This window comes from Nocardiopsis camelliae (assembly GCF_028993595.1).
GTDB classification, from domain to species: domain Bacteria; phylum Actinomycetota; class Actinomycetes; order Streptosporangiales; family Streptosporangiaceae; genus Nocardiopsis; species Nocardiopsis dassonvillei.
This window is the reverse complement of sequence record NZ_CP118614.1, coordinates 6,309,793-6,336,683: the sequence shown is the minus strand read 5'-3', so window position 1 is coordinate 6,336,683 and position 26,891 is coordinate 6,309,793. Positions and strand designations below refer to the sequence as shown.

General features: G+C 66.4%; 27 protein-coding genes, 1 tRNA gene and 1 pseudogene. 13 read left to right on the top strand and 16 right to left on the bottom strand.

Going from position 1 to position 26,891, the window contains the following annotated elements; genetic code table 11:
* Positions 1 to 339 precede the first annotated feature (339 nt).
* Positions 340 to 777, bottom strand: coding sequence for a hypothetical protein (locus tag PV789_RS27705; RefSeq protein ID WP_274975255.1), 438 nt, complete (start codon positions 775 to 777; stop codon positions 340 to 342).
* Between the two features lie 515 nt (positions 778 to 1,292).
* Here PV789_RS27705 and PV789_RS27700 point away from each other — a divergent pair.
* On the top strand, positions 1,293 to 1,547 hold the full coding sequence (locus tag PV789_RS27700) for a hypothetical protein (protein WP_274975254.1): 255 nt from the start codon (positions 1,293 to 1,295) through the stop codon (positions 1,545 to 1,547).
* Positions 1,548 to 1,684: 137 nt separating this feature from the next.
* On the opposite strand, the gene PV789_RS27695 is transcribed toward PV789_RS27700, so the two are convergent.
* Together PV789_RS27695 and PV789_RS27690 are read right to left on the bottom strand one after the other, a co-directional pair.
* Positions 1,685 to 2,851: an undecaprenyl-diphosphate phosphatase gene (locus PV789_RS27695; RefSeq protein WP_274975253.1), complete on the bottom strand. Its 1,167-nt coding sequence runs from the start codon at positions 2,849 to 2,851 to the stop codon at positions 1,685 to 1,687.
* A gap of 650 nt (positions 2,852 to 3,501) precedes the next feature.
* Entirely contained in the window at positions 3,502 to 3,921 is a 420-nt protein-coding gene (locus tag PV789_RS27690; RefSeq protein WP_274975252.1) for an arsenate reductase ArsC, read from the bottom strand.
* Between the two features lie 232 nt (positions 3,922 to 4,153).
* Here PV789_RS27690 and PV789_RS27685 point away from each other — a divergent pair, with 232 nt between their 5' ends.
* The 3 genes and pseudogenes from PV789_RS27685 to PV789_RS29920 all read left to right on the top strand — a co-directional run.
* Entirely contained in the window at positions 4,154 to 4,438 is a 285-nt protein-coding gene (locus tag PV789_RS27685; protein WP_248774720.1) for an ArsR/SmtB family transcription factor, read from the top strand.
* Complete coding sequence (arsB, locus tag PV789_RS27680; protein WP_274975251.1) at positions 4,438 to 5,520, top strand: ACR3 family arsenite efflux transporter; 1,083 nt, start codon at positions 4,438 to 4,440, stop codon at positions 5,518 to 5,520. The genes PV789_RS27685 and arsB overlap by 1 nt, the downstream gene beginning before the upstream one ends.
* Positions 5,521 to 5,552: 32 nt before the next feature.
* Positions 5,553 to 5,840: pseudogene (locus tag PV789_RS29920) on the top strand (GNAT family N-acetyltransferase); the annotation flags it as partial.
* Between the two features lie 128 nt (positions 5,841 to 5,968).
* Here the strand turns inward: PV789_RS29920 and PV789_RS27670 are convergent.
* The 8 genes from PV789_RS27670 to PV789_RS29855 all read right to left on the bottom strand — a co-directional run bounded on the left by PV789_RS27670 (position 5,969) and on the right by PV789_RS29855 (position 15,189).
* Positions 5,969 to 7,531 (bottom strand): GMC family oxidoreductase, encoded by a 1,563-nt coding sequence (locus PV789_RS27670; RefSeq protein ID WP_274975250.1) that lies wholly within the window; start codon positions 7,529 to 7,531, stop codon positions 5,969 to 5,971.
* Between the two features lie 235 nt (positions 7,532 to 7,766).
* On the bottom strand, positions 7,767 to 8,675 hold the full coding sequence (locus PV789_RS27665; protein ID WP_274975249.1) for a polysaccharide lyase: 909 nt from the start codon (positions 8,673 to 8,675) through the stop codon (positions 7,767 to 7,769).
* Between the two features lie 688 nt (positions 8,676 to 9,363).
* Positions 9,364 to 11,451 carry a bacteriocin-associated integral membrane family protein gene (locus PV789_RS27660; RefSeq protein ID WP_274975248.1) on the bottom strand — a complete coding sequence of 696 codons (2,088 nt, stop codon included), beginning with the start codon at positions 11,449 to 11,451 and terminating at the stop codon, positions 9,364 to 9,366.
* A 377-nt stretch (positions 11,452 to 11,828) separates the two neighbouring features.
* Positions 11,829 to 12,494 carry an ATP-binding cassette domain-containing protein gene (locus PV789_RS27655; protein WP_274975247.1) on the bottom strand — a complete coding sequence of 222 codons (666 nt, stop codon included), beginning with the start codon at positions 12,492 to 12,494 and terminating at the stop codon, positions 11,829 to 11,831.
* A 524-nt stretch (positions 12,495 to 13,018) separates the two neighbouring features.
* Positions 13,019 to 13,087 (bottom strand) — tRNA-Lys (locus PV789_RS27650).
* Between the two features lie 437 nt (positions 13,088 to 13,524).
* Positions 13,525 to 14,187 (bottom strand): ISAs1 family transposase, encoded by a 663-nt coding sequence (locus PV789_RS27645; protein ID WP_274975246.1) that lies wholly within the window; start codon positions 14,185 to 14,187, stop codon positions 13,525 to 13,527.
* Positions 14,141 to 14,569, bottom strand: a complete 429-nt coding sequence (locus tag PV789_RS27640; RefSeq protein WP_274975245.1) for a transposase family protein — start codon at positions 14,567 to 14,569, stop codon at positions 14,141 to 14,143. Before PV789_RS27640 ends, PV789_RS27645 begins: the two co-directional genes overlap by 47 nt.
* A 206-nt stretch (positions 14,570 to 14,775) precedes the next feature.
* Positions 14,776 to 15,189 carry a winged helix-turn-helix transcriptional regulator gene (locus tag PV789_RS29855; protein ID WP_368045806.1) on the bottom strand — a complete coding sequence of 138 codons (414 nt, stop codon included), beginning with the start codon at positions 15,187 to 15,189 and terminating at the stop codon, positions 14,776 to 14,778.
* A gap of 634 nt (positions 15,190 to 15,823) precedes the next feature.
* On the opposite strand from PV789_RS29855, the gene PV789_RS27635 reads away from it, so the two are divergent.
* The 9 genes from PV789_RS27635 (at position 15,824) to PV789_RS27595 (ending at position 22,960) form a co-directional block, all read left to right on the top strand.
* Entirely contained in the window at positions 15,824 to 17,680 is a 1,857-nt protein-coding gene (locus tag PV789_RS27635) for an asparagine synthase-related protein (protein ID WP_274975244.1), read from the top strand.
* The gene (locus PV789_RS27630; protein WP_274975243.1) at positions 17,680 to 17,937 is read left to right on the top strand and encodes a lasso peptide biosynthesis PqqD family chaperone; all 258 of its coding nucleotides are present in this window, start codon (positions 17,680 to 17,682) and stop codon (positions 17,935 to 17,937) included. The genes PV789_RS27635 and PV789_RS27630 overlap by 1 nt, the downstream gene beginning before the upstream one ends.
* Positions 17,934 to 18,434: a lasso peptide biosynthesis B2 protein gene (locus PV789_RS27625; RefSeq protein WP_302475374.1), complete on the top strand. Its 501-nt coding sequence runs from the start codon at positions 17,934 to 17,936 to the stop codon at positions 18,432 to 18,434. Before PV789_RS27630 ends, PV789_RS27625 begins: the two co-directional genes overlap by 4 nt.
* Positions 18,431 to 18,553 carry a hypothetical protein gene (locus tag PV789_RS27620; protein WP_274975241.1) on the top strand — a complete coding sequence of 41 codons (123 nt, stop codon included), beginning with the start codon at positions 18,431 to 18,433 and terminating at the stop codon, positions 18,551 to 18,553. Before PV789_RS27625 ends, PV789_RS27620 begins: the two co-directional genes overlap by 4 nt.
* 36 nt (positions 18,554 to 18,589) lie before the next feature.
* Positions 18,590 to 18,718: a hypothetical protein gene (locus PV789_RS27615; protein ID WP_274975240.1), complete on the top strand. Its 129-nt coding sequence runs from the start codon at positions 18,590 to 18,592 to the stop codon at positions 18,716 to 18,718.
* Between the two features lie 537 nt (positions 18,719 to 19,255).
* Entirely contained in the window at positions 19,256 to 20,134 is an 879-nt protein-coding gene (locus PV789_RS27610; RefSeq protein ID WP_274978268.1) for an ABC transporter ATP-binding protein, read from the top strand.
* On the top strand, positions 20,131 to 20,976 hold the full coding sequence (locus PV789_RS27605; RefSeq protein WP_274975239.1) for an ABC transporter permease: 846 nt from the start codon (positions 20,131 to 20,133) through the stop codon (positions 20,974 to 20,976). Before PV789_RS27610 ends, PV789_RS27605 begins: the two co-directional genes overlap by 4 nt.
* Positions 20,977 to 21,045: 69 nt before the next feature.
* The gene (locus tag PV789_RS27600) at positions 21,046 to 22,257 is read left to right on the top strand and encodes a sensor histidine kinase (protein ID WP_274975238.1); all 1,212 of its coding nucleotides are present in this window, start codon (positions 21,046 to 21,048) and stop codon (positions 22,255 to 22,257) included.
* Complete coding sequence (locus PV789_RS27595) at positions 22,241 to 22,960, top strand: response regulator (RefSeq protein ID WP_274975237.1); 720 nt, start codon at positions 22,241 to 22,243, stop codon at positions 22,958 to 22,960. The genes PV789_RS27600 and PV789_RS27595 overlap by 17 nt, the downstream gene beginning before the upstream one ends.
* On the opposite strand, the gene PV789_RS27590 is transcribed toward PV789_RS27595, so the two are convergent.
* The 5 genes from PV789_RS27590 to PV789_RS27570 all read right to left on the bottom strand — a co-directional run bounded on the left by PV789_RS27590 (position 22,903) and on the right by PV789_RS27570 (position 26,884).
* Positions 22,903 to 23,532, bottom strand: coding sequence for an ABC-2 family transporter permease (locus tag PV789_RS27590; RefSeq protein ID WP_274975236.1), 630 nt, complete (start codon positions 23,530 to 23,532; stop codon positions 22,903 to 22,905). The genes PV789_RS27595 and PV789_RS27590 overlap by 58 nt on opposite strands.
* A gap of 146 nt (positions 23,533 to 23,678) precedes the next feature.
* The gene (locus tag PV789_RS27585) at positions 23,679 to 24,440 is read right to left on the bottom strand and encodes an ABC transporter permease (protein WP_274975235.1); all 762 of its coding nucleotides are present in this window, start codon (positions 24,438 to 24,440) and stop codon (positions 23,679 to 23,681) included.
* A 3-nt stretch (positions 24,441 to 24,443) separates the two neighbouring features.
* Positions 24,444 to 25,199, bottom strand: coding sequence for an ABC transporter permease (locus PV789_RS27580; RefSeq protein WP_274975234.1), 756 nt, complete (start codon positions 25,197 to 25,199; stop codon positions 24,444 to 24,446).
* Positions 25,196 to 26,101, bottom strand: coding sequence for an ABC transporter ATP-binding protein (locus PV789_RS27575; RefSeq protein ID WP_274975233.1), 906 nt, complete (start codon positions 26,099 to 26,101; stop codon positions 25,196 to 25,198). Before PV789_RS27575 ends, PV789_RS27580 begins: the two co-directional genes overlap by 4 nt.
* A gap of 126 nt (positions 26,102 to 26,227) precedes the next feature.
* Positions 26,228 to 26,884 (bottom strand): response regulator, encoded by a 657-nt coding sequence (locus PV789_RS27570; protein ID WP_274975232.1) that lies wholly within the window; start codon positions 26,882 to 26,884, stop codon positions 26,228 to 26,230.
* Positions 26,885 to 26,891 lie beyond the last annotated feature (7 nt).

The window sequence follows — 26,891 nt, the reverse complement described above, 5'->3', positions numbered from 1 at the left end:
GCAGGTCACGGGGGTGTGGCGTCATCGACCGAGGAGGGGGCCGGGCGGCACGGAGCCGGAGCGGGGTGCGAAGCGCGGCGGGAGCGCCGCGGAGCGCGTGGTGGAGCCGCTGGGGGAGGCGGCGGTGTGCGGGCCTGCAGTGCTTGCTGTGACGGCAGTGCTTGTGATGACGACCGCATGGGGAAGGCCCATGGGACACCCTCCAGATGGCTGGCTTCGGGCATGCGTGCCCGAGGACCTTCGATGGAGAGCGGGTGGAAGCAAGCATGGCGACGGCCCGCGGGAGTCTTGACGTGTCAAACGTTAGGGATTGCTGATTAACGCGTTATGAAGTGTTGATCACATACTGATATCGAGTGCCCGAATCCTGAGACGTTCGTCAACGAGGGCGACCGCGATCCGGTGCGAGGCGAAGGCCACGGGCAGCCACGCGCCGCGCCCGAAGAGCTTGGCGAGGGGCTCGCCCAGCACCACGAGCGGACGTGCGTCCGGGAAGTGCTGGTCCCGCAGCCAGGCCAGCTTGAATGCGTCGGCGATGACCTTGTTGCGCTGGGCCGACTTCATCGGCCCGTGCAGGGGGGAGAACTGGGCGAGGACGGTCGGCTGACCGCCGTCGGCACAGTCGACCCCGACCCGGGTCCCGTCCGCGAGGGTGAACTCCCGGGGGGTGAGCTCGACCCCCAGGTACGCGGAGAGCGCCCTGGTGAGGTCGGGATTACCCTCCCGGGTCGATCGGATTATGTCCCCCGATGACGGACTTCTCGCTGAATGCCCCATAGCAAGGAAACTTTAGTGCACATGGGCCCCATTGGCATCGCGCCTGCCTCGGTGGGCCCCAGGTCGGAGTGAGTATCGACTCTGTGACCTGCGGTTTTGTGGGAAGCTCCCGTGTCGTGCTTCACACCGGTCTTTCCCGGATCGAACTCGTGACCGAAGTCCTGTTTCGGTAGGCCCTACCGGTGAGCCCGGCGTCCGCGCGCCGTCCCCGGGCAGTGCGGACCTGAACGTATCCCCTGGTCGAAGCGGGTTCCGGAGAGAAATGTCCCGGTAATTGCGCGGGAGAACGCGGTTCGACAACTCCAGTTCGCAGTGCGCGGGTCCGCACAGTGGACCGATGTCAGCCGTTGTTCACCCGAAGATGATATGCGCGGGACCGTGATTCGCGCGGTGCGCCGAGTTCCGGACCGGCCCTGGGGCCGCCCGGGGGCTGCGTGCGACCGCCGTGTTCACCGCGGCCGTCCCGGGGCAGGCGGGGACGACAGGAGTCGTACGAGGAGCACGAGGAGGCGGCGGTGGAGACCGTCCGTGCCGAGCACGTGGCTCGGCTGCTGAGTACGGAGGACGGCGACCCGGTGCTGGTCGTCCACGAGGGCCGGGCCGACGTCGCAGAGGAGACCGACCTCGACGAACCGCGCTATGCGGGGGCGCTGCGCGTGATCGGCCGCGCCGACCTGCTGTCGGAGCGCGGCGGCGCGCGGCCGGGTCCGGAGGAGACCGAGGCCCTCGCACGGCGGCTGGACACCGCGGTGCGGGGCCTCGGAGGCTGACGAAGGGGACCGGCGGACATCGCCGGTCCCCTGCTGTGCCGCGCCCCCGGGCGGGGGACCGCCGCGCCCCCGGGCGTCGGGCCCCGTTGCGGAGCCCTGCTTTCGTCGTGAGCCCGTGTCCGGTGGGGCGAAGCCCCCTAACCGGCCGCCTTGGGGTCGTAGGCCTCACCGGTCACCGGGTTGGTGGCCAGGCCGGTGACCGGGTCGTAGTCCACGTCCATGCCCAGGCCCGAGTCGTGGTAGAGCCCGGTCTCGGGGTTGCGGGGCAGGCCCACCTCGGGGTCGATCTCCCAGCCGGTGACCGGGTCGACGGTCGGCACGGCCGCCTCGGAGGGCGCCTCGGACGGCTCCGCGGACGTCTCGGAGGACGGGCCGGTCCCGGCGCCGGCCTCGGTGCCGGTATCCGGTTCGGGCTCGGACTCCTCCGTCGGCGTCTCCTGCTCGCTGACGATCTCGCTCTGGGCGGGCTGCGCGCCCGCGCCGCCCTGCGGGTCGAGTACGCCCCAGCTCACCAGCGCCAGGACGAGGATGCCCAGGCCGACGCGGTAGTAGACGAAGGGCATGAAGCTGTGCGTGGAGATGAAGCGCATCAGCCAGGCGATGACCACGAAGCCGACGACGCCCGCGATGAGCGTGCCCACGATGGTGGCGCCCCACCCGGCGTACTCGTTGTCACCGATGTCGGTCAGCTTGTACAGGCCCGAAGCGAAGACGGCGGGCAGCGCCAGCAGGAAGGCGTACTCGGCCGCGTCCGCGCGCTTGAAGCCGAGCAGCATCCCGCCGGTGACGGTGCCGCCCGACCGGGAGACGCCCGGGACGAGGGCGAGCGCCTGGAACAGGCCGAAGGTTACGCCCCGGGAGACGTTGAGGTCCTCCAGGGTGCGGTGCTTGCGCGAGTACCGGTCGACGATGCCGAGGATGACGCCGAAGATGATGAGGTTCAGCGCGATCAGGCGCAGGTCGCGGAAGACGCTGTCGATCTGGTCTTCCAGGAGCAGGCCCAGGACCCCGATGGGGATGGAGCCGAGGATGACGTACCAGCCCATGCGCGCGTTGATGTCGCTGCGCAGTTCGCGGTTGACCAGCGACCTGGTCCACGTGGACAGGATCGCCCAGACCCTCTGGCGGAAGTAGATCACCACGGCCAGCTCGGTGCCGATCTGGCTGACGGCGGTGAAGGCGGCGCCGGGGTCGGGCCAGCCGAAGAGAGCCGACACCACGCGCAGGTGTCCGCTGGAGGAGATCGGGAGGAACTCGGTCAGTCCCTGGACCAGGCCAAGGACGACTGCTTCGAAGAGGGACACGGCAGAGTCTGCTCCAGCTGCTTCGGTCGCCTTCCTCGGCGGGACGCGGCGACGGTGGACAGGGCACGGCGGGGGCGCGCTCGGGGAAAAGGGGGTGGCCCACGAAGCTTACTGAGGTCTTCGGGTCGGCGTGGCATCACCGGGTGCGGAAACGACGCCGTTGCGCCTCCACTTCCGGGCGGGTGCGAACACGCGTGCGGAGGGGGCGCGGGGCCGTCCGGTCGGCGGCCGCCGTGCGCACCGGAGGGGGGACCGCGCACGAGGTTGTCCGGCCCGCGGACGGTCCGGGCGGGTGTTCGGTGAGACCCGCTCCCTCCGCGGGAGACCACGGGTGGCGCAGGCGGGGACCTCTCCGGACGGGGCCGGGAAACGGTCAATCCTTTGCCTCCCGGACGGATCACCGTTGGGTGCCGTTCACGTGCGCGCCTTGTCGCGCGATGCCGGCGTGCCGCGGACCACCCGGAGGGGATGCCGGGGAGGGCGTCGGGGCCGCCCGGAGTGAGCACGTCCTATGGCGGCGCACCCGGGGGAGAGGGTTGCGGACCGCGGCGGCCGAGGAGTGCCGGAAGGCCCCTGGGGAGTGTTCCGCGGAGGCTTTCGAGGGTGGTGGAGGGCGACGGGCGGGACCGCAATGTTCCAAGGAACACGACCTAAGGCCGCGCACCCGGAAGGAGCTCGCCGACCAGTTCCTCGACGCGCTCCCTGATCTCGTCGCGGATGGGGCGGACGGAGGCCACGCCCCGACCGGCGGGGTCGGGCAGGGTCCAGTCCAGGTAGCGCTTGCCGGGGAAGACCGGGCAGGTGTCGCCGCAGCCCATGGTCACGCACACGTCGGAGGCCTCGACGGCCTCGGTGGTGAGGATCTTGGGCCGCTGGCCGGTGATGTCCACGCCGACCTCGGCCATGGCCTCGACCACGGCGGGGTTGAGCGCGTCGGCGGGCGCGGATCCGGCGGAGCGGACCTCCACGCGGTCCCCGGCCAGGTGGGACAGCCAGGCGGCGGCCATCTGGGAGCGGCCCGCGTTGTGGACGCACACGAACAGGACGGACGGCTTGTCGGGACTGGTCACGGTCACTCGTCTCCGCTTCGTCTCGGTGGTGGGCGGCCGCCGCCGGGGCGCGGACCGCGTGCGGCCGTGGGCGGTCCCGGTCCGGACGGGACGGGAAGGCGCCGGACCGGACGCGGATCGGGTTTCCCGAAAGAACCGAATTCCCGGGAAAAGGGCAGGGCGTCCGACGGATCGTCGGCGACGACTGCGGGGATAATATCAGCGCATGCTGATATCAGTCGACACTGACCTCATGAGGGCGCTGGGAGACCCGCTCCGGCTGCGGATCGTGACCCTGCTCGCCCGGGAGACCCTGTGCACGACGCACCTGGTCGAGGAGACCGGGGCGCGCCAGACCAACCTGTCCAACCACCTGCGGATCCTGCGCGAGGCGGGGGTGGTGGAGACCGAGCCCTGCGGCCGGTTCACCTACTACCGGCTGTGCCCGGACCGGATCGAGGACCTCTCCGGGGCCCTGTCCGGGCTCGCCGCCACCGCCCGCGCCAGCGGCGCCGCCGCGAACAGGAGGCCCTGCTGATGGCTTCGACCGACAGGACCACCAGTGGTACGGACGGATCCGTCGTCGCGAGACTGTCGTTCCTCGACCGGTTCCTCGCGGTGTGGATCCTGCTCGCCATGGCCGTCGGCCTGGGTCTGGGGCGCCTGGTCCCGGGGCTGAACGAACTTCTGGCCGCCATGGAGGTCGGCGGGATCTCCCTGCCCATCGCGCTCGGCCTGCTGGTCATGATGTACCCGGTGCTGGCGAAGGTCCGCTACGACCGGCTGGACACCGTCACCCGCGACACCCGGCTGCTGGTCTCCTCCCTGGTGATCAACTGGCTCATCGGCCCCGCGGTGATGTTCGCGCTGGCCTGGGTCTTCCTGGCCGACCTGCCCGAGTACCGCACCGGCCTGATCATCGTCGGCCTGGCGCGCTGCATCGCGATGGTCATCATCTGGAACGACCTGGCCTGCGGTAACCGCGAGGCCGCCGCCGTGCTGGTCGCGCTGAACTCGGTTTTCCAGGTACTGGTCTTCGGCCTGCTGGGCTGGTTCTACCTGGACCTGCTGCCCGGGTGGCTGGGCCTGGACACCGGCGGCCTGGACGCCTCCCCCTGGCTCATCGCGCTCAACGTGGTGATCTTCCTCGGAATCCCGCTGGCGGCGGGGTTCCTCACCCGTCGGATCGGCGAGCGGCGGATGGGCCGCGAGCGCTACGAGTCGGCCTTCCTGCCCCGGATCGGCCCGTGGGCGCTGTACGGCCTGCTGTTCACCATCGTGCTGCTGTTCGCCCTCCAAGGGGACCGGATCACCAGCCAACCGCTGGACGTGGCCCGTATCGCGGTGCCGCTGCTGGTCTACTTCGCCCTCATGTGGTTCGGTACCTTCGCCTTCGGCAAGGCGGTCGGGATGGACTACGACCGCACCGCGACGCTGGCCTTCACGGCGGCGGGCAACAACTTCGAGCTGGCCATCGCGGTGGCCATCGCCACGTTCGGGGTGACCTCGGGGCAGGCCCTGGCCGGGGTGGTGGGCCCGCTGATCGAGGTGCCGGTGCTGGTGGGCCTGGTGTACGTGTCCCTGGCCTGGCGCAGGCGGTTCGCCCCGGAGCGGAGGTAGGGGGTCTACCGCGCCGCGGGCCCCCGCTCGGCCTCGGGCGCGGACCCGCAGCAGCCGCCGTCGGCCGCGGCCTCCGGTTCGTCGAACAGGCCCGCGCCGCCGGACTGTGGACGCTCCAGACCTCGGTCTTCCCCGAGAGCCGCGCCAGCCTGGCCCTGCACCACCAGGCGGGCTACCGCACCGTGGGCGTGCGCGAGCGCGTCGCCCGCCACCACGGGGTCTGACGCGACACCGTTCTGCTGGAGCGGCGGCGCCCGGAGGAGGGAACCGGGTCCGGCGATGCTCCCCGTGCCGACGCTCCGGGCCGCCCGCCCGCCTGACCCCGGCGGCGCGGAGAGGCCCGCCGGGGAGACGGCGTCACCGCGACCCGCGCGAGGTGCTTCGGACGCGACGACGCGGGCGGCGCGGGCGGCCGGGCGGCCGGGCGGCCGGGCGGCCGTGCGACCCCTCAGCCGAGGCGGTCGGCCATGAGTTCGCCGACCATGATCGCGGCGAGGTTGGTGTTGGCACGGGGCACGGAGGGGAAGACCGACGCGTCGACCACGCGCAGGCCCTCCACTCCCAGCACGCGGCACGCGGAGTCGACCACGGTGCCGGCGTCCCCGGGAGAGCCCATGCGGCACGTACTGGTGCCGTGCTGCGCGTCGCCCACGGTCGCCAGAAGGTGGGCGTCGAGCGCGCGGTCGTCGTCGAGCGCCGCGAACAGCTCCCGGTTCGCCTCCTCCAGCGACCCCTTCGTGACGGCGGCTGTCTCGGGACAGCTGGCCAGGTCCACCAGCTCCCGTACGCCCCGGCGCAGCCGGGAGAGGTCGCGCTCGTCGGACAGCATCCGCTGCCGCACCAGCGGCTGCTCCGAGGGGTCGGCCGAGGCCAGCGTCAGCACCCCGCGGGAGTGGTTCCGGTTGAGCCACACGCCGTAGGCGCCCGCGACGGCGTCGGTGGAGGCGGACGCCATGGCCAGCACGTTCTGGTTCATGGCGATGAACATCATGTCGTTGACCGGGGCGTCGGCGCCGCTGGTCCAGCGGACGCAGACGTTGGTGTGCCGGTCGTGCGGGGACTTCACGGACGCCTCCCCGGTCAGCGGGAGCGCCAGCATCGCCATCGGGTGGTCCTGCATGCCCAGCCCCACGGGAAGGTCTTGGAGCACGTCGACGCCGAGGGAGCGCAGGTGGTCGGCCGGGCCCACACCCGAGCGCATCAGGATCGCGGGGGAGTGGATGACGCCCGCGCTGAGCACCACCGTGTCGGCGTGCTCGGTCACCGCGCCGCCCCCGGTGACGTAACGGACCCCCACGGCCCGGTCACCGTCGAAGACGACCCGGTCCACCAGCGCGTCCCCGCGGACGGTGAGGTTGTCCAGCTTCCGGGCCCCCTCCAGGTAGGCGTCGTTGACCGACACCCGGCGCCCGTCGCGCGAGTTGATCGGATAGGGCGAGACCCCCGTCGCGCCCGGGGCGTTGACGTCGGGGGCCCACGCGAACCCGGCGGCCAGGGCGGAGTCGCACAGCGCGGCGTCGACCGCCCCCCACCGCTCCCGCGGCGTCCGGTGGATCGGGGTCGGGCCGCCGCGCCCGTGGTGGGGCTCGTCGCCGAACTCCTCGTCGTCCTCCAGCCGGGCGAAGTAGGGCAGGACGTCCTCCGGAGACCAGCCCGGGCAGCCGAGGGCGGCCCAGTCCTCGAAGTCCGCCATCGGGGGCCGGATCGCGATCTGGCCGTTGACCGAGGAACTGCCGCCGACGCCCCGGCCCCGCCAGTACGGCGCCCGCTCCTGGCTGTCGGTGCGCGAGGAGTCCAGGCCCGTCCAGAGCATCCCCTCCAGGGCCGCGGGGTCCATCAGGGCGACGGCCGGGCTCGGTGAGCGCCACGCCTCGTGCATCTGCGCCGAACGGTAGTCCGGTCCGGCCTCTAACAGGAGGACCCGCCCGCCCTTCTCGGCGGTGCGGACCGCGAGCGCCGCGCCCGCCGATCCCGCACCCACCACGATGACGTCCCAGCCGTTGCCCGTCATGTCTCGCCTTCCGCCGTAGTGTGACCTGCCGCAGGCGTGTACCGCCGCAGCCGCTTCGGGCGGGCATTCTTCCCAAATTAAGTCAAGGCTGAACTTTCATGTGGAAAGGAACACCGGGGGCTCGTGTGTCTCCGACAGCCGAAGACGGCGGCCCCGAGGCCCGGTGCGCGCGGTTGTGGGGTGCGGCCCGTGCCGAAAGGGGTCCGTTTGTTTTCCCGTACGCACCACGGGCCGGTCAGAGACAGCCGTCGAGTTCGCAGATGTCCGAGGGGTCGGTGGACACCTTGATGTCGTCGTACCAGATGTAGCTGTCGTGACGTGGCGCGAACTCTGTGGTGGCGCCGCCAGCGAAGCTGTTGAAGTAGGCCCTGTCGACCTGGTCGCCGTTGGTGACGAAGCGCAATCCGGTCACCTCACCCGCGGGCTCCCCGTTGAAGAAGACCTCGATCTCTCCGTCGTGGTTCGCCCGGCCGTTGTTCACGGAGTTGACCTTGACCCGCTGGACAACGTTCACCCACTCGCCTCTGGGCCACCTGAGGACCGAGCCGTTCTGCTCCAGCTCGACGTAGTCGCCGTAGGTGTCCTCCTTGTCCATGTGGTAGTAGTACAGCGCGGCGTCGCCGGTCGCGCGGTGCCAGATGAAGCGGGAGCTGAACCCGTTCGTCCCGTCGCAGGTCATCCCGCCGGAGCAGGACCCTCCGCCGGCGAGTCCGATGCCGACCTTGCCCGAGTACAGGGTGTCGCCCCAGCTGAAGTCCTCGTCGAACCTGAGCCACATGGACAGGTAGTACTCGGGCGCGCTGTCCAGTTCGAAGGGCGCCTGGGCGCCGGACTCCTCGGGGCCGATCTTCCCTTCGGGATAGAGCACCCGCAGCGACTGGTCGCCGCTGTGCGCCGGTGCGGTGTCGTCGATCACGGTCCGGTCGCCCATGCCGAGCGACCAGGGCGCGTCCCACCCGTCCCGGGCCCACTCGTCGAGCGTGTAGCCGCTCCCTGCGGTGGGACCCTCGAAGCCGTTCTCCTTGTAGGAAGCGGCCGGAGCCACTTCCACGGGAGCCGCGTAGGCGGCCTGGGGGTACAACGCGGCGGGTGCCAGCAGCGCGATGGTGGCGGCTGTGCTCAGCAGTGACTTCTTCGTTCTCATGGGGGTTTTCTTCGCTCCTTGCCGGTGGGGGTGGTGTTCGACGGTGCGTGAAGCCACTTCGGCACCGCGGCCGTCCACGGCCGGTCGGTCAGTTCGAGCCCGGGGGGACGCGATGCGTGGCGGCCGTCCACGGCCGGTCGGGTCGGATGGGGGCAGAGGCCGATGACCTGCAACAGTTTCCTCGGTCGAGTCGAGGCCGTCGGCGATGCACCCACACCGCCACCCGAAGAGCGTAACCACAGGCACACCTTCAGTTCCTGTCCGGGCTGGCAGCACCGTCGCACGGGCGGGGTTCAACGGTGTGCACTGAACCCTGCAGGGCGCCGTCGCGGCGGGTGCGGTGTGGACGACCTGTTCGGTGGCGGCTCCGCTGCCGCCACGCGCCTCCGCGGGCACGGGCGCGGAGGCGCGCGCGATGAGCGACCTCGGTTCCACCGGGACGTACCAGCCATCCAGAGCCCCTGTGGCTGCGGTGGAGTTGGCTCCGGCGATGGCTGGGACCGTGCTCCGAGCCGTGTCGCGGGCCTCTAGCTCAATTGGCAGAGCAACGGACTTTTAATAAGCGTGATCACACCGCTTAGCCGCGACAAACCCGCAGTTCAGGGCGGGTGTACTTCACAAATCGGGCGCCCATTCCACCTGGGTTTCGCTCCATATGCGCTCTTCAGCCTCGCCCGTGCCTCCACCTCTATGCGGCAGCCGAGGACTCACGAACGATACGGCGGTGGAAGAGCGCCAGCACCGCCACCATCAGCCCCAAGCTCGTCACGGAGATCCCCGACGCCATGAAGGGCTCCACGACCACGGCTCGCATGGCGGTGTCACTCGGAACCGCCGCCGACGAGGCATCGAAGAACGCCAGATTCCCCATCGTGTTCCACACAGCCCACCCGACGAAGAAGACAGCGAGTACTACTTCCAAAGTCACCAGCGACCGGTGCGTGGTCAGGAAACGCCAACCGTGGAGGTGTCGGGCCAGGACCAGTTGGCCGTGTGCCCGGGCGTGCACGACGCACACGGTGATTCCGGTGACGAGGAGGACGCAGAACGCGGCGATGAGGGTCGCTGCTTCCATGCGGACCTGGGCGGAGACCTCCCGGTATTCATCGGCGGCGGCCAGCGCCACCGGTTGGACGCTGTCGACGTAGGCGGACAGTGCCTGCTCCTCCACGACTTCGAGGGCACCCTCCCGGTCGAGGGGGAGGGCCGCGCCCATGGTGGCGTAGGAGTGGTAGTGGACGAAGGGGTGCAGGGCCGCGGAGCCGTTGGGTACGGCGACGATCACGGGATTCCGGGCGAAGGGCACGTCGTTCTGGGTTCCCAGGGGTGTGGCGCCGTAGGTGAACAACTGTTGCCCGGCCTGGCTGGGTGCCGTATCCACCCGGGTACGCGGGGGCACGCCGTCGTTCGTCTCCCAGGACTCACGCAGCCACAGTCCGACCTCCTCCTGGAGAACGTCTGTCAGGTCGGCGTGGGTCTCGGGGACCAGGACGCGCACCTCATCGCTGCCGGTGGAGGGGCCGTACGGTCTTCCCTCGGGATTCAGGACGGGATGCCGTCGCAGGTACGTGTCGTTGACGACGATCAGGGTCAGGTCCTCGGGCACGGCCGGCGTACGCAGGATGGAACCGCTCCCACCGGGAGCCGCGAGGAGAAGCCGCCCCTGCTCGTCCAGAGCACGGAGCGACTCACCGAACGCCTGCGTCGCCTCCTGCCCCTGCAATTCGTCCGCCGACTGGGAGAAGTGGAACCGGGAGATGTCACCGGCCTCGGTGAAGGCTTCGTGGGCTTGGCGCTGGCCTTGGAGGACCTGGAGGCTCAGGGCCAGGCTCGCCATCAGACCGAGGACGAGGACCAGGGCTGGAACGCGGACGGCGTAGGTGGAGACAGTGGCCAGCCGCACGGCCAGCCGGCCCTTGAGGGCAGGAAGGACGTCGGTGGCGTGCACCAGAGCCAGCGCGGCGACGTGTGCGACGACCCCTGCGGCGCTGAACGCCGAGAGGTAGAACAGGGCCACTTCCAAGAGCAGCCCCCAACGCGGCAGAGCTCCGTGGACGTAGAGGAGCACCGTCATGAGCATCGCGGTGATCACAGCGACAGCCGACCAGTACGGTGCCAGCTGCCCCAGGTCACGCAGAAGGATTCGGGACGGCGACATGCCGTGCAAGCGCAGGACGGCGTAGGAACGGGCGTTGAGCAGCACGCTGGTGGCGATACCGATCACTCCGCACAGGAGGGCGACGGTGAAGGCGTCGAACAGGGCGGCGTCCCGGACGATCTCGAACCACTCGACCGTCTGGTACTCCGGAGCGACGTAACCGTCCAGCCCGTACACGGACATGGCGTCGAGGAAGGCCGTCGCGCTGCCTTCCTCGCCGAAGAGGTGGTAGGTGCCGCGCGGATCCAGTTCAGCTGCCTCGTTCCACGGGTGGACCTCGGTCCGATGGTCCAAGGAGAGGCCGGGATAGCCTTCGTCGAGCCAGGAAGCGCCGGGCTGTTCGGGGTTCCCCACGACCATGTGGAGATGGCGTAGACCTCCTGGATCGCGCACATCGGCGGTTTCCAGGGCGATGTTCACCCGGTGTTCCTCGGCGAAGGACACGATCGCCTCCGAGACACCGTTCTGCTCGGCGGCCGTGTTGCCGCCCTGCACCTGCACGAGCGTCGCCTCGGGGTCCGGCGTGGCTTCCAAAAGCTCTCTGGCGACCAGGAACGACAGGAGTGCGGAGAGCAGGAGAAAGGCCGTGTGTGCGAAAGCGATACCGCGGATCGGCATGGGTTTCTTCTAGGGGGAGGAGGGTGATGGTGTGAGCGGGATGAGTCAGGCCGATGAGTTCATCCGATAATGATCGGATTCTCGGTGGGAACGGGTGGACAATTGTTCTCATGGCCGCCCGGGTCGAGGGGATCATCGTAGCCCAACCGGAAGGTGCCTGATGCTCGCCTGCAAGATCGCTTCTGAATCTGTGCTGGTTACCCTCAGGGCTGATTGGCGCCATGATCCGTTGACTGCGGTGCCAGGTATCCCCGACCCAGCGGAAACATAACGCTGGATCGGAAATAATGACAGTGGGAGCGAACGAGACGTCCTCCTCTGCAAACCTCCGGAGGTTTCTTCATTGAACACCGAATGCTGCGGACCGATTGGGCTTATTAGTCAAAGGCGGGCGCGGAGCTCATTTCCCGAGTATCTACCGAGAAAGTTTCGTCACAGCTGTCTCTGACCCAGTCATCGTGTGTGGCAACCACTACCGCGCACCCTTGGTCGCTCATTTCTCGAAGCACGTTGATCACCATACGGGTGTTGGCTTCATCCAAAGCTCCGGTCGGCTCGTCAGCAAGCACGATGGCCGGTCGCTTGACCATGAGGCGAGCTAGTGCCACTCGCTGCTGTTCACCTCCGCTGAGGTGGTGAACTTTCTCTTTGGAGCGCCCGGCCAGGCCTACGTGCTCCAATGCTTCTCGGTAGTCGATGCGTCGGCGCAGGGCCAACCGAGATCCTGCATTTTTGGCTATGTCGAGATTTGCTTCCACCGTTGCGTTCTCGACCAGGGCATAATTCTGGAAAAGATATCCGAGGGTGTCGCGCCGGAACCGACGCCTTCCGGAAGCGCTCAGTCTAGTAAGGTCTTTTTCTTTGAATACGATGCGGCCTGTGTCGACTGTCTCGAGCAGTCCTATGCAGTTAAGGAGTGTAGATTTTCCTGCGCCGCTGGGTCCCACGAAAGCTGTCATCTGCCCAGAAGGGATCGTGAGGTCCAAATCTGACCACAGGGTCCGCCTGCCGAAAGATTTACTGATCCTTTCAACGTGAATCATGTATTAATGCCTTCCTCTTGTTATCACTGCTCAGGGCTCCGAAGCGCCCTCTCGAACGATCCTTCGGTGAAAGAAAACCAGCGCTGAGACTACCAGGGCGAACCCCAGGGCAGAGGTCGATGCCACGATCGCCGGTTCGGCGGAGACGGCCTCAGTAGTCGTGTTCATCGAAGGGGCACTCATGAGATCTCTGATCGCAGCCAAAGTTTCCAGTGGGCGGACCGCAGCCCATCCGGTGAAAGCCAAGGATGGAAGGAGTTCGATAGTGATGATCGACCGATGAGCTGCCAGGAATGTCCAACCACGCATGAGACGGTTCTGGTACGTCCACAGCGTTGGGGTGGAGGGGAGAACGCGTAACCGTAGAGCGTTGAGACGTGGAAAGAACACCCCGGTGTTGAGTGGGTCTCCTAGGGGGACGTTGTTGCGATGGTTCTGCGGTTGGCAGAAACCATGCCGATCAGCTATGCCTCAGAGTGGAACACGGCTTAAATGGGTCTTCGGTTGTCCGAAGGTAGTGAGGGTAGGCCCCCAGGGGCTCGAACCCTGAACCCACGGATTAAAAGTCCGCGCGTGTACGTGCCAAATGCCCCGGTGTGCGGGATTTCGTTCCGCCCCATCCAGGCGGCAGTATCCCAGTGCGTGCCACCGGAGACCGCCCCGCACCACGGTGTCCCAGAACAGCCGAGCAATCACCGAGCATTTCCTATGGCCAGCGAGGTACGGATCAAATCCGTTGGCACCTCGAGCTGGCCTCGCAGTAGACAGCCAATCAGGTACTTATGTTCGACAAGAGAACCTTGCCGGTGGTTAGAACAATAGGTGGTACAGAAATGGAGTCTTGACGTGCCTACGGCATGCCGTACCTACACCACCGCTTCCGTAACCGCCCCGTGATCAAAAGCGGGGCGCTGGCGCTAACCGCTGTAGCGATCCTCCAAGGAACCGCTATTTCACCGGGTTCAGGTTGCGGGGGCCCACCCCAGCCCAGGGCTGTTTCAAAGTCGGGTGAGGTCGGGATCAGTGCTGGTCATGCGAGTCCGAGAAGGCCGAGCGGGCGGCTGAAAGCCTCGTAGGACACCCAACGCATCGCCTCGGGGATGCTCGTGTGCCCAAGCTCCGTCAGTAGCGGGATCACCAGGTTGCGTAGCATCGCCATGTTCTGGGGACCGTGCCCGGTCCGCACCCGCGAGGCGTCCTCACCAAAGCTCACGTCCCGTACATGATGTAGCGCTTCAATCCGCCAATGACCCCGCACCAGGCCCGCCAACCGGGCAGCGTCGGCCCGCCCGGCGGGCAAGCTCGTGATGACGTAAGCGTAGGTACGCCGCACCCGCACGGTGGCCACCTCCCTGACCCACAGGTGCACCTGTAGCACCTGCGCCGCGTGAGGGAACGCGATCCGAGGTGCGGTGAGTACCTTGACCGTGCGTCTCTCGGCCCGCCCGTGTGCGCGATCGGTCTCGGTGAACAGGGCGGGCGCCTTCGCCCATGGAAGCGCTTTGACCTGATCGAACAAGGTCGGCTGGTTGTGTTTGACGGTGAGCACGTAGTGGGCCTTGCGCTCGCTGACCAGGTGCCGGGCGGTGTCGGTCTGGGTGTGCAGTGCATCGGCGGAGACCACGCTACCTTTGAGGTCCAACCCGTCAAGGACGTCGGCGAGCGCGAGGATCTCGCTGGTCTTGTCCGCCACCCGGGTCTGGGCGGCGACGTGCCCGGGGGGTCATCGCGGCCAGCAGGTGCACGGCCAGGTCGGCGGCGGTGGTCATGCGGGTCAGGGCGGTGGGGTCCAGGCTGGTCAGCACCCGTCGGATGGTGGCCGTCGAGGGGGCGGTGCGCGCTGCGAGTTCGGGGCAGGTGGTGCGGGCTCCCAGCCGGGCCAGGGTGTGTTGGGGTGCGTTGTGTGCCCACTGGCCGATCGCTGTCAGGGAGCGGGCTCCGGCCAGCACCGCGCACAGGCTGATGAGGATGACGCAGCTCAGGCGGTGGCGGCGGCCCCACCGGTCGCGAGGAACGGCTTCTTCCTCTGCGGGCGCGGACAGGGCGGAGGCGGGCATGGCAGACTTGGGGTGCAACGGAGTCCTTGTGAGGCCAGGGGTGTGGAAGTTCCTGTCCTGCTACCAGGGCTCCGTTGTTGTGTTCAAGGAGCTTCCCTCACGCTGAAACGCTCCTGTGACCAGGAGCGATGCTGCCCGTCACCGACTTTGCAACACCCCTGCAGCGACCTGGGCTTCCAACTTCTATGAACAACCTATCAATTTATATTGGACGTGATCTCGCGCTAATTTATTCGCTTCTTCCAATCGGCCATTTCTTCGAGCAATTCGAGAAGCCTTATACTGTGAGGAGTCAGAGTGTAGACGACGCGAATTGGTCGCTCCGACTTCATGCTCCGATTGACTAGTCCGGTGCTCTCCATGTTGTACAGACAGCGACTTAAAGTCTTCGTATCCAATCCTGTTTCTTGCACGAGCGCATTATATCCCCGGGGCTCATCGATGAGCTTATTTAAGACCAGAAGAGTCCATTTTCCCGCAAGGATCCTTACAGCTCCCTGTGCTGCCACCCAGTCAACCAAGGGAATTCTCCATCGAGTCAGGTAAGAATCACTACAAGCCCATATGATCCTATAGGGTCGTCCCGCATCGGGGTTGGCCGGATCCGGCCAACCCCGATGCGGCGCCCAGTGCCACATGGCGCCGCTCAGTGGCCCTACGGCATTCCGTTCACGCAGGTAAAAGGCCCGATCCAGCCGTGTTGGCCTTCTCTGACCAAGTGGGCGCCAAGAGGCTTTCCATGCCGCAGTAAGCGATTCACCAGGGAAAATACCCCTGAAGCAGCGTTTCTGGATGTGGAGTATTCCTGCGACACCTGCAGTGCTGCCGCACCGACCCAGAGCTACTCGGTGCTTCGCCTTCTCCGCGACCGCTTCTGCCTGGTAGTGACACGTCCAACCAAAGCGCAGTGCTTGGGGGTCGGCGCTGCTCTGAACAGCCCGAAACGCGCAGACACTGAGTGCAGCCGCATACGAGACCGCCAACGGGCGACAGCCAGTACGTCTATGCCACCCGTATAAGCGGGGTGACATAGACACCACCTAGTGGCAATCGTCCCATTGACGCATCGCATGGCCCTCGTGAAAGATCATCCTTGAGCAGCAAGCCAAGGTTATTCGAACCTCTTGGCAAATCCATTGTCTGTGCAGCGCGGAATCGTGTACACGCTCGCGCGGTGGTATGCCCGACAGGGGGAGGGTGCATGAGCTCCATGAAGAACTTGGGTATTCGGAAAGTTAGAGTGGGCGTCCGCTCACACTCGTGGATCGGTTCATGCGTATGACATTCGGATCCGGTGCTTGGTTCTTCCTGGCCTTTCCCGATAGTGACGCTGCAATGGCGGTCGCTAACCGGGCGCTGCCCTCCGCCGACATCACCGTCGATCATCCCTCGGGGCGCCCTTGGCTCTTGGCGCGGATCCCGAACCGGCAGGTGGTCGTACACCGCGAGGGGCCCAATCGGCTCGCACTGATCGGCTCGACCGCGGCCGACCCGCAGCAACTCGGCCGTGTCAGCGACAGCCTCCGATCACCGGGGGACGCGGCGAGTGTCTCCACGCGCTTCGCCGGCAGCTACTGCGTTGTCGGCTCGCTGGGCGGTCAGGTCTATGCGCAGGGCTCGGCCATGGGGGCGCGGAAGGTCTTCCACGCTCTGGTCGACGGTGTGCGCATGGTATGCGACCGGGCCGACGTGCTGGCCGAACTAGGCGGGCTGCCGATGGACGACACGGCTCTGGCACTGCGGATGGTGCGCTCACTCCCCCACCCATTCCAGGAGACTCCGCTATGGCGGGGGCTGCGGCCGGTGGCCCCGCAGGACTACGTCACGGTGGACCGCGACGGACGCACCTGGAACAGCGGTGTGTGGTGGCGGCGGCCCGAACCTCGTTTGTCGCGCGCTGAGGGTGCAGAGAGGCTCCGCGCCGCGTTGGAAGCCGCGGTGGGCGCCCGCACTGCCTCGGGTTCACCCATCGCCTGCGACCTCTCCGGAGGCATGGATTCCACCCCGCTGTGCTACTTCGCGGCGCAGGGACCCTCCGGTGCTCTCGCCAGGACGATGTACAACGACGACCCCGGCGGACGCCAAGACCTCGAGTGGGCCCGCAGCGCACTGCCGAGCATGCCCGGGGTGCACAAGCACGTGGTCGAGTCGACGAAACACATGCCGGATTTCTTCGGAGGGCTGCTGGAGGTCCACGACCGCTTCGATGAACCGTCCCAGGCCGCCATGACAGGGCCGCGGGTCTCCTACGGCCTGGGCGCGGATGCGGCTCTGGGCATCACCACCCACTTGAACGGTCTCGGCGGAGACCACCTGCTGTGCGGCCTCGGACCGTGGGAGCACTCCCTTTTTCGCACGCGCCCCCTTCTGGCCTGGCGCAGAGCGCGCAGCAGACACGTGTCCGAAGGCCGCCCTATGAGCACCACTCTGCGCGAGCTCCTGGACAACAGCTCATATCAAGCCTGGTTGCAAAAGAGCATCACGACCGCGTTGTCCGACACGCAACCAGCCGAGTTCCCGCAGATCAATGACTGGTCTCCTTCCCTGCGACTGCCCCCCTGGCTGTCGGCGGAAGCCCGTTCGGCCCTGGCGGCGAAAATGCGCGAGATCGCAGCCTCAGCCACGCCTGTGGGCGCCGACCGAGGAACGCACTTGGACCTATTCATGCTGCGTGAGGGCGCCAGGACGGCTCGTGGCCTGGGCCAACTCGGACCTAAGGCTGGCGTCGTCCCGGATTCCCCGCTGCTGGACGACCACGTCGCCGAGGCCGTCCTGGCCACCCGGCAGGAGGAACGCGACACTCCGGTGGAGTGGAAACCGCTGATGAAGGCCGCCATGGAAGGCCTGCTTCCAGATGCCTTCCTGCGCCGCACCACCAAGATCGGCGGCGCGGCCCAGGCGGTCCGCGGCTTCGCGGACCACCACGACGACCTCTGGACGCTGTTCAGCGAATCGGGGCTCTTGGACAGAGGCGTGGTCGATGTCCCCGGCCTGACCGAGGCGGCCCGGCCCCACGCCACGGCGATGCCCTCCCCGCACATGTTCACTGCGGTCAACACCGCCCTGTTCCTGCGCAACCAGAATTCAACGCGGGACAGGACTCAAGCCGACATAGGAGGACGGGGATAATGGCGGATCTCTCCATCAACAGGGGGATCTCACGTGTACGCACCGACTACGGTGACGTGATCCTCGACGAGGCCAAAGGGTTCTACTGGCACGCGAATCCGACGGCGGTGCTCGTGCTCGACGCCATCGCGGACGGAGGCGGCACTGAGCAAGCGGTCGAACGGTTCGTGGAGGAGTTCGGTATCGATCAGAGCGCAGCGCGCTCTGACGTCGAGACACTTCTCAGGCGCCTTCGTGAACTGGGGGTCGTGCGATGAGAGACGTGCTCCCCGAAGTCCCGGTCCGACCCAATCTGCCCAGCAGGCTCCTCATCAGACTCATCGTTCCCGCGACGCAAGCGCTCAGTCGCCGCATGTCCCCGCAGCAGCTGCGCCGCTTCCTCAGCAGGCTCGCGGCCGGCGCTCGACCTGCCAGCTATGACGAGGCCAAAAGGGCCCGCGACCACATCCTCACGCAGAGTCCGCTCTGCCGAGGCGGTACAGCGTGTCTCACCCGCTCGATCTCGGTGGTCTTGCTGTGCCGGATCCGCGGTGTTTGGCCGACCTGGTGCGTCGGTGTGATCGCAGCCCCGCCCTTTGCAGCCCATGCCTGGATCGAGGCCGAAGGGCGCATGGTCGACGAGCCGGTCGACAGTTCCTTCTACCGCACATTCTTCACTGTACCTGCCGATCCCGATGCGCCGGCCTCTGCCGAACATCCAGGACGGCACCAGAACCTGCACATCGCAGGAAACGAAGAAAGGAACACAGGATGAATAACGACACCGCATACGAGGCCCCGTCCATCACCGATCTGGGCGAGTTCACCGCCGAGACCGGTGCCGGCCTGGGCGACGAGGCCGAGGGCTGGTGGCCCCTCGCTGACCGCGCCTGACCCACACATCGCAGGAAACGAAGAAAGGAACACAGGATGAATAACGACACCGCATACGAGGCCCCGTCCATCACCGGACTGGGCGAGTTCACCGCCGAGACCGGGGAGTTCCTGGGTCCGTGCCCCGAGGCCATCCTCATCTTTGAGGACCACTCCTGCCCGTAACGGGCTGTCCGGGTCCAACGTCGGCGCGATGCCCGCGTAGTGGGTAGCTGCGAGTGATCTTTCGGCGGGCCTCCGTCCATGGCCCGCTGGAGAGCCCGCTCCCGGTGGTCCGCCTCCAGCGAGGCGGACCACCAGGGAGAGACCGGCATCCGGATCCACTTCCGGTGAGGAATCGACGCTCTGTCCTACCCACGCCGACGACAGGCCCGGCTCGGGCTGCTTGTTGTGGGGCGGGTACCCGCCCCACAACAAGTCCTTACCCCGCAAACCGGATTCACGTCTACAGCTCTGCACGGCCTTCATCGCTTCGGCCAGCCGTCAGCTCTTGCCATACCCGTCACCCCTTCGGGTTTTTGAGATCGGGGGTGGCCCCCATCCTCGCAACTATCCCGAGGAGTGCTCCATCGAATGTCCCCAATAGCGGATAGCCCTCAAGCGCTGGTGAACGACCTCCCATCGCGGAACACCAACGCCGAGGTAGCCCACGGCACGGATCTATCTCAACCGGGTCCAGCCATCGAGACCCATGGCCTGCGCATGCGGTACGGCACTACCGATGTGCTCCACGGGGTGGACTTACGAGTGGAACGGGGCGAGGTGGTGGCTCTTCTGGGCCCCAACGGCGCGGGAAAGACCACCACTATCGAGATCTTGGAAGGTTTTCGCAGACGTTCCGCCGGCGAGGTACGCGTTCTGGGCACTGACCCCGATAGCGGCGATGAAGCTTGGCGCGCCCGGCTGGGCGTCGTGCTGCAGTCATGGCGAGACCACCGCAGATGGAGAGTCCGCGAGCTGTTGGCCTATCTCGGCCGCTTCTACTCCCCGTACAGCACGCCGCAACGCCCGCGCCCTTACGATCCCGACGAGCTGATCGCGCGCGTGGGCCTGACCGGGCAGGCGACCACAGCACTGGACAAGCTCTCCGGCGGGCAGCGCCGGCGTCTGGACGTCGCGATCGGCCTTGTCGGCCGGCCGGAACTGCTGTTCCTGGACGAGCCGACCGTCGGTTTCGATCCCCAGAGCCGCCAGGACTTCCACGACCTGGTGGGCGAGCTGTCCAGCTCGGAAGACACCACCATCGTGCTGACCACCCACGATCTGAACGAAGCCGAAAAGCTCGCCCACCGGATCATGATCCTGCTCGACGGGGTGATCGTGGCCGAGGGGAGTGCGGCCGAGCTGGCAGCCCGGGTCCCGAAGCGGTCCGAGGTCTCCTTCACCGTCGACGGCCAGCGGTACGAGCGCACGGTCGAGAACGCGGTCAGCTCCGTGCACGAACTGATCACGCACTACGGCGTGACGGGGATCGGCGACCTTGAGGTACGCCGTCCCTGCCTGGAGGACGTCTATCTCACCATGGTGGGCGAGTGGGAAGCAGCCCGGAGTCAGACCCCCAAGAAGGAGGTCAGGCCATGAATCCCCGCCTCACCGCCGTGCGCGCCGGCCTGACGCACGGCCGCATCGAGTTCCGCCACAACGCGGGGCAAATTTTCAGCTACGTCCTCTTCCCGGTCCTTGCTCTGGCCCTGCTGCACTTCGTCGCTGACAGGGTGGTCTCCGAGACCGAGGTCTCCATTGCCACGTGGGCGATTCCCGGCATGCTCGCCATGAACATCGTGCTGGCCGGCCTGCTCGGGCTGGCCATGACACTAATCATGGAGCGCGATGACGGCACACTCCTGCGCGCGAAGGCGACGCCCAACGGTGTGCTGGGCTACCTCGTCGGGAAAGTGGTAAGCCAAGCCGCCATGAGCATCACGGCCATGCTCATCGTGCTGGTGCCGGCAGTACTGCTGTTCGACGGTCTGCAACTGGACTCGCCGGGGTCCTGGACGACCCTGGCGAGTGTGCTGGCCCTGGGCATGGCCGCGGTTCTCCCGCTAGGCGCAATCCTAGGAGCGCTGTTCAGCAACCCGCGCAACTTCCGCCTGGTCACGCTGCTGTTCATGGTGGTGGTAGGCATTTCCGGCGTGTTCTACCCCTTAAGCGCCCTTCCACCGGTGGTGCAGTGGATGGGCCAGGCACTCCCGCTCTACTGGATCGCTCTGGGCATGCGCTCGGCCCTGCTGCCCGACGCGCTGTCGCAGGTCGAGGTCGCATCGGCATGGCAGCACATGGAGACCTTCGCCGTTCTCGGAGTATGGTCGGCTGTCGGTTTCGCGGTCGCCCCGCTCGTGCTGCGCCGCATGGCCAGGCGCGTTTCGGGAAGCCGAGTGCCCACGGGAGACACCAAAGCCAGGCAGACTGTGCCGCGGTAGCGAAAACGGGACGGGACCGCCCCTTCTTTTCTTTGCACTCCGACACAAACAGAAACTTATACTCACAAGATGTTCGGCAGATTCCAGGGGTGGCTCCGACGGCACGAAATGCTCGTCGACGCGATCAGCGTCGCCCCCTTTCTGCTGCTGTATGCGGGCACGATCCTCAACTACGCCGCCATCGAGCAGGCGCCAGTCCCCCCGCGCCTACCGATCGCCTTGGCGCTGCTGCTGCCGCTGGCATGGCGACGCACCTACCCGGCCCCGGTGTTCGCAGTCATCGCCGCCGCAGCCGCAGTCCAGCTCGGACTGGGGATCGGGCCGTTCAGCGCCGACCTGGCCGTCGTCATCGCCCTGTACACCGTCGCCGTGCGCTGCGGATGGGCATGGGCGCTCACCGCGCTGGGCACTATCGAGGTCGGCCTGGTCCTGGCCCTCGTGCGATTCCCCTACAGCGACTGGGACGATTGGAGGACTTTTGCCGCCTACACCTTCCTCATTCTGCTGTGCTGGGTCTCCGGGCTCTACATGAAGGTCCGTCGGCGCTACTACCTCGGTTTGGAGGAGCGGACACGGCGGCTGGAGCGCGAACGCGAGGCCCGCGCCCAGGCTGCGGTGGCCGAGGAACGGGAGCGCATCGCCCGAGAGATGCACGATGTGGTGGCGCACAACCTCAGCGTGATTGTGGTCCAGGCCGAGGGCGCGTCTTATGCCATCGGCTACGACACGGACCGGGCCAAGGGCGCCCTGGAGACCATCGCGGCAACCGGGAGGGCGGCACTGGCCGAGGTGCGCGGCATCGTCGGTGTTCTGCGCGAAGGCGAGGAGGAGTACGCACCGCAGCCTGGCCTCAATGAGCTGGACCAGGTCGTTGAGCGGGTACGTGCGGCGGGATTGCCGGTGGAGTTCACCATCACAGGGAACCAGCGTCCGCTCACCAGGGGGGTGGAAATGGCTGCGTACCGGGTGGTCCAGGAGGCGCTGACCAACACGATCAAGCACGCCGGCCCAAGTGTGCGGCGTGTCCAGGTGCACCTGGGCTACGGTTCGCACGTGCTGGATTTGCGGGTCCTCGATGACGGGCGGGGAGAGTCCGCCCAACAGGCGGCAGAAAACGGTCGGGGAAACGGACTGATCGGAATGCGTGAGCGGGTATCGGTCTACGGTGGTTCCTTGCAGACCGGTCCTCGCGCAGAAGGAGGGTTCGAGGTGGCGGCGACACTGCCGCTCCGTCCCGGCACGAGGGCACATGCAGAGGAGAACCATGGATTCACCGGGTGAGCAGATCCAAAAGGCGATTCGTGTCGTCTTGGTGGACGACCAGGAGCTGGTGCGGGCCGGGTTCCGGATGATCCTGGACTCTCAACCCGAGCTACGGGTCGTCGGTGAGGCCGGAGATGGGGTCCAAGCGCTGGAACTGCTGAAGAAGACCGAGGCCGATGTCGTCGTCCTGGACGTGCGCATGCCACGGATGGACGGTGTGGAGACCGCGCGCCGTATCTGCGCCGAGGAGGGGCATCCGCAGGTGCTGATTTTGACCACCTTCGACCTCGACGCCTACGTCTACGCCGCACTGAAGGCCGGGGCCAGCGGTTTCCTGCTCAAGGACACACCCCCGGCCGCTCTTCTGTCGGCGATCCGCTCCGTCCACTACGGCGATGCGGTCGTTGACCCTAGCGCCACTCGTCGGCTCCTGGACCGGTTCGCCGAACGCCTCCCCACGGAGAGCGGACAGCCTGTCTACCACGAGTCCCTCCAGGAGCTGACGCCACGTGAGCGTGAAGTCCTGGGCATGGTGGCCCGGGGGCGGTCGGACACGGAAATCGCCGACCGGCTCTACGTATCCGAGACGACCGTCAAGACGCACATAAGCCGAATCCTGACCAAGCTCGATCTACGTGACCGCGTGCAAGCGGTGGTCCTGGCCTACGAGACCGGTCTCGTAGGCGGCAGGGGAGACCGACGGGAGACTCCACCGGTGTAGTCGGCTGGGCCCCAGGTGTGCCCGTGGCGGCTCGCCCCTGCCGTGGGAAAGCCGACTGCCCCGCGGCGGACCCACCAGCCGATGCCGCAGCGGTCCAGGACCGCGCAGAACACCGCGACTACCACTGCGGTAGCGCCGAGCGCCACAGCGACGAGCAGGGCCACGATTGTGGGAGGGACCGTACGGCTGCCCGCGAACATCTCGATCCCCGTCTGGGTCGCTCGGCTGATCAGCCCGTACGGCAAAATCATCCACCGCGTATCTACCTGCACCATCAGCAGGAACACCCCCGCTGTCCCTCCCAGCAGGGCCACCGTGACGGCAGCCGCGAACGATCGCATAAGCATGGAAAGCCCCGAACGCAAGGCTGCCATCGGCAGGCATGCCGCAAAGATGGCGATGCTGGCGACGAAGTACTGGGACGGCAGCATGCCAGGAAGATCGAACACCAGCTTGCTGGTGGCCAGCACACTGACCACCAGCACTGCCTGCAGCGCTGTGCCCAACACCACCACGCCCCAGTCAGCGGGAACAGGCCATAAAAGACCACGACCCGCATCCACAGCGCGCATCAGCCAACACCCAGCTGCCGACTGGACACGATCCTGTTGTCCACCCCGGTGGACACTCCCATCAAGCGGCAGCAGCGCCACCACCGCCCACATGAGGGAGCGTTTCAGTTTTGACGAACTCCACGCGGCACCCACGTGAATGCGGCTCAGGTACGGGTGTCGCTGCGGTTGAGGATAACCGAGGTGGCGGCGATGATCACCGCTGTCGACACGGCCGAGATGACAATGACAAGTAGCGCGCTTTCTGGCGTGAGTGCCGGGACATCGAAGCTCGTCCTCTCGCCGGAGACGAGGACGGTGCCGATCTGCGTGGCGCGTGTGAGGGCCGCATAGGGCAGCATCGATATGACCTCGATCTTGAGCAGCAGCGCCATCGTGGACGCACCTGTGAGAACGAGCGCGATGGCGACAGGAACGGCGAAGGAGCGAAAGAACGTGGACAGTGCCGACTGCAGCGCGGCGACGGGCACACAGGCCACAATTATGAGGGCACTGCTGAACAGGTATTGATTGGGCAGCATTCCGGGTATGCCGAGCGCTTTCCCGGTCGCGATCACGGTGAGTACGAAAACGATCTGCATCGCGGCGGCAAGTATCGAGATGGCCGCGATCTTACCGATCACCACCTGAGCCGTGGGCACGGGACGGCTCATGAGGGCGTTCCAGTTGCCGTTCTTGTGCTCGACGCGCCAGACCAGAGAAGCGAGGATCGCGATCCCGACGGACACGATGGCCATACCGTAGAACCCGATAGACCTGATCCAGAGGACGTGCCAGTCGTTGAATTCTCCACCACCGGCGATCGTGCTCGTAGTACCGGCGGTAACCATGATGATAGGCAGGAGCAGGATGACAGCCCAGCTCATAGAGCGCTTGAGTTTGAGGAACTCCGAGTAGATGGAATCCATCGTTCATGCCTCCTGTCGGTCGAATCGGCCGGTAATGAACAGGAACAGGCCACTACCGACGACAGCGAGAGCGAGAACGCTGAGGTAGGGAAGATCGAAGTAGACCAGTTCGGTGCCGACGAAGTCAGCCGGTGTAGTGAGCGTGTAATACCCCCATGGCGTCAGGTGCGAGGCCCAGGCAGGCATGGCGGCACCGAAGTAGGCGATGAAGATGCCCACGACGCCAATGCCGAGGCACACGAGCTGATTCTCGATCTTGGCTGAGAGCAGAATCTGGAATGCGAGGACGGCAAGGTTGATCACGGCGAGTGAGGTGATGTAGCCAGCCCACCTCTCGATGGGAACCGGCGTCGTGATCCCGATCGTGGTGCCGAATCCGATCAGTAGAGCTCCCCAAGCGACTGTGGCCAGGGTGATAGGGAGTCCGAGGGCGGCGAACTTGGCCCGGCAGAGTTGCCCAGGGGTCAGACCGGAGGTCGACGATGCCAGCCATCCATTGCCGGAATGCTCAATCTCGACTTGACGGCTGGCAAGTACAGCCAGCAGCACCGGAGAAATCAACGACGCTCCGGTACGCAGGGCGGCGAAGACCGTCTTCCACGGCCGCTCACCGGGGTCATCGAGATGGGTCATGAGGCCCGATGAGAGGCTGTAGAACATCACCAGGCCTACCACGCTGACCAGGAGCAGCACCACGATGGGACCGACTTTGAGGTGTCGCATCTTGGCGAACTCGTTGGCTATGGCCTTCACGTTCATAGTCCACCGCCTGCCGTGAGGTTCATGAACACGTCTTCGAGGGTCTGCTCGTCCCGGCGTACCTCGTAGATGCCGATACGCTCACCGACTAGCGCTGCGATGATTCCGGCGGTTCGGTTGTCATCGACGCTGGGAACGCTGATCTGCTTGTCGTTGACGACCCGACTGTCGAAGCTGGACAGCGCCATGGCGGCGCGCTGTGGGTCTGCGCAGGTGATCAGGACATCGGGGGTAGTTGCCGCGCTCAGCTCGCCACGGGTCCCCTGGAAGATCATCCGGCCGCCAGAGAGGATGCCCAGCATGGTCGCGGTTTTGTCGATTTCTCCCAGCAGATGGGACGAGACCATGACGGTCACTCCGTCATCGGCGAGGCGGCGAAGAAGGTCGCGGATTTCCTCGATCCCGGCCGGGTCGAGTCCGTTCGTCGGCTCGTCAAGGATGAGCAATCCGGGTTGGCGTGCCAGGGCCATGGCGATACCCAGACGCTGTTTCATGCCCAGGGAGTAGTTGCCGACCTTCTTGTCCATCTGCTGTTCCATGCGCACGATCCGGATTGCGTAGTCGACCTGCTGGCGGTTCAGGCCAAGCAGGCGCTGGATGATGCGCATGTTCTCGCGGCCGGTCAGGTGAGCGTAGCCGGGTGGGGACTCGATCAGGGACCCGATGCGGCCGAGCAGCTGCCGTCGCGTACTGCGGTTCATCGGCTGGCCCATCACCTCGACCTCGCCGCTGGTGGGCTGGATCAGCGACAGCAGCATCTTCATGGTTGTGGACTTGCCCGACCCGTTCGGGCCGAGGAACCCGTACACGCAGCCGGGCGGGATGCGCAGGTTCAAATTCTCGACGACAGTGCGTTTTCCATAGCTCTTCGTCAGGTTTTCAGTGGCGACAATGTAAGACATGCCATCCACTGTGGCGAAACCCAACCGTGGAATCGTCTGGCTACAGGCATATTTTTCGTGTACGCCTCAAGAGGTACATCGCCGCGTGTGTATGCCCAAAGTGATACGCGGGCGGTCCTGGCGGCGTTAGCGCTCGCCGGCCTTCACGAGTCCACTCTCGTAGGCGAGGACGACGGCCTGTACCCGGTCACGCAAGCCGAGCTTAGTCAAGATGCGCCCGACATGGACCTTGACGGTGCCTTCGGTGAGAACGAGCTGAGCGGCGATCTCTGCGTTGGACAGACCGCGGGCGATCAGTCGCAGCACCTCGTGTTCCCGCGCGGTCAGCTCCTCGAACCGGTGACGGTGACGTTCGGGCTCTACTCCATTCGGGCGGGCTCGGGTGAAGTGATCCAACAGTCGGCGCGTGGTACTCGGAGCGACCACGGCGTCTCCGTTGTGCACGTGGCCGATCGCTGCGGCGATGTCCTCCACCGGCGTGTCTTTGAGTAGGAATCCACTCGCGCCGGCTTGGAGGGCGTCGTAGGCGTACCTGTCGAGGTCGAAGGTCGTCAGGATGAGCACCCGAGGTGCGCCTGGCCGGGTGCGGATGTGGCGGGTGGCTTCGACGCCGCTTACCCGCGGCATCCGCACGTCCATCAACACCACGTCCGCATCAATAGACGTCAGCAGCTCCACGGCGGTGTCACCGTCATCAGCCTCGCCCACAACCTCAATCTCCGGGCGGGACTCCAGCACCATCCGGAAACCTACACGGATCATCTCCTGGTCATCGACCAGCACGACACGG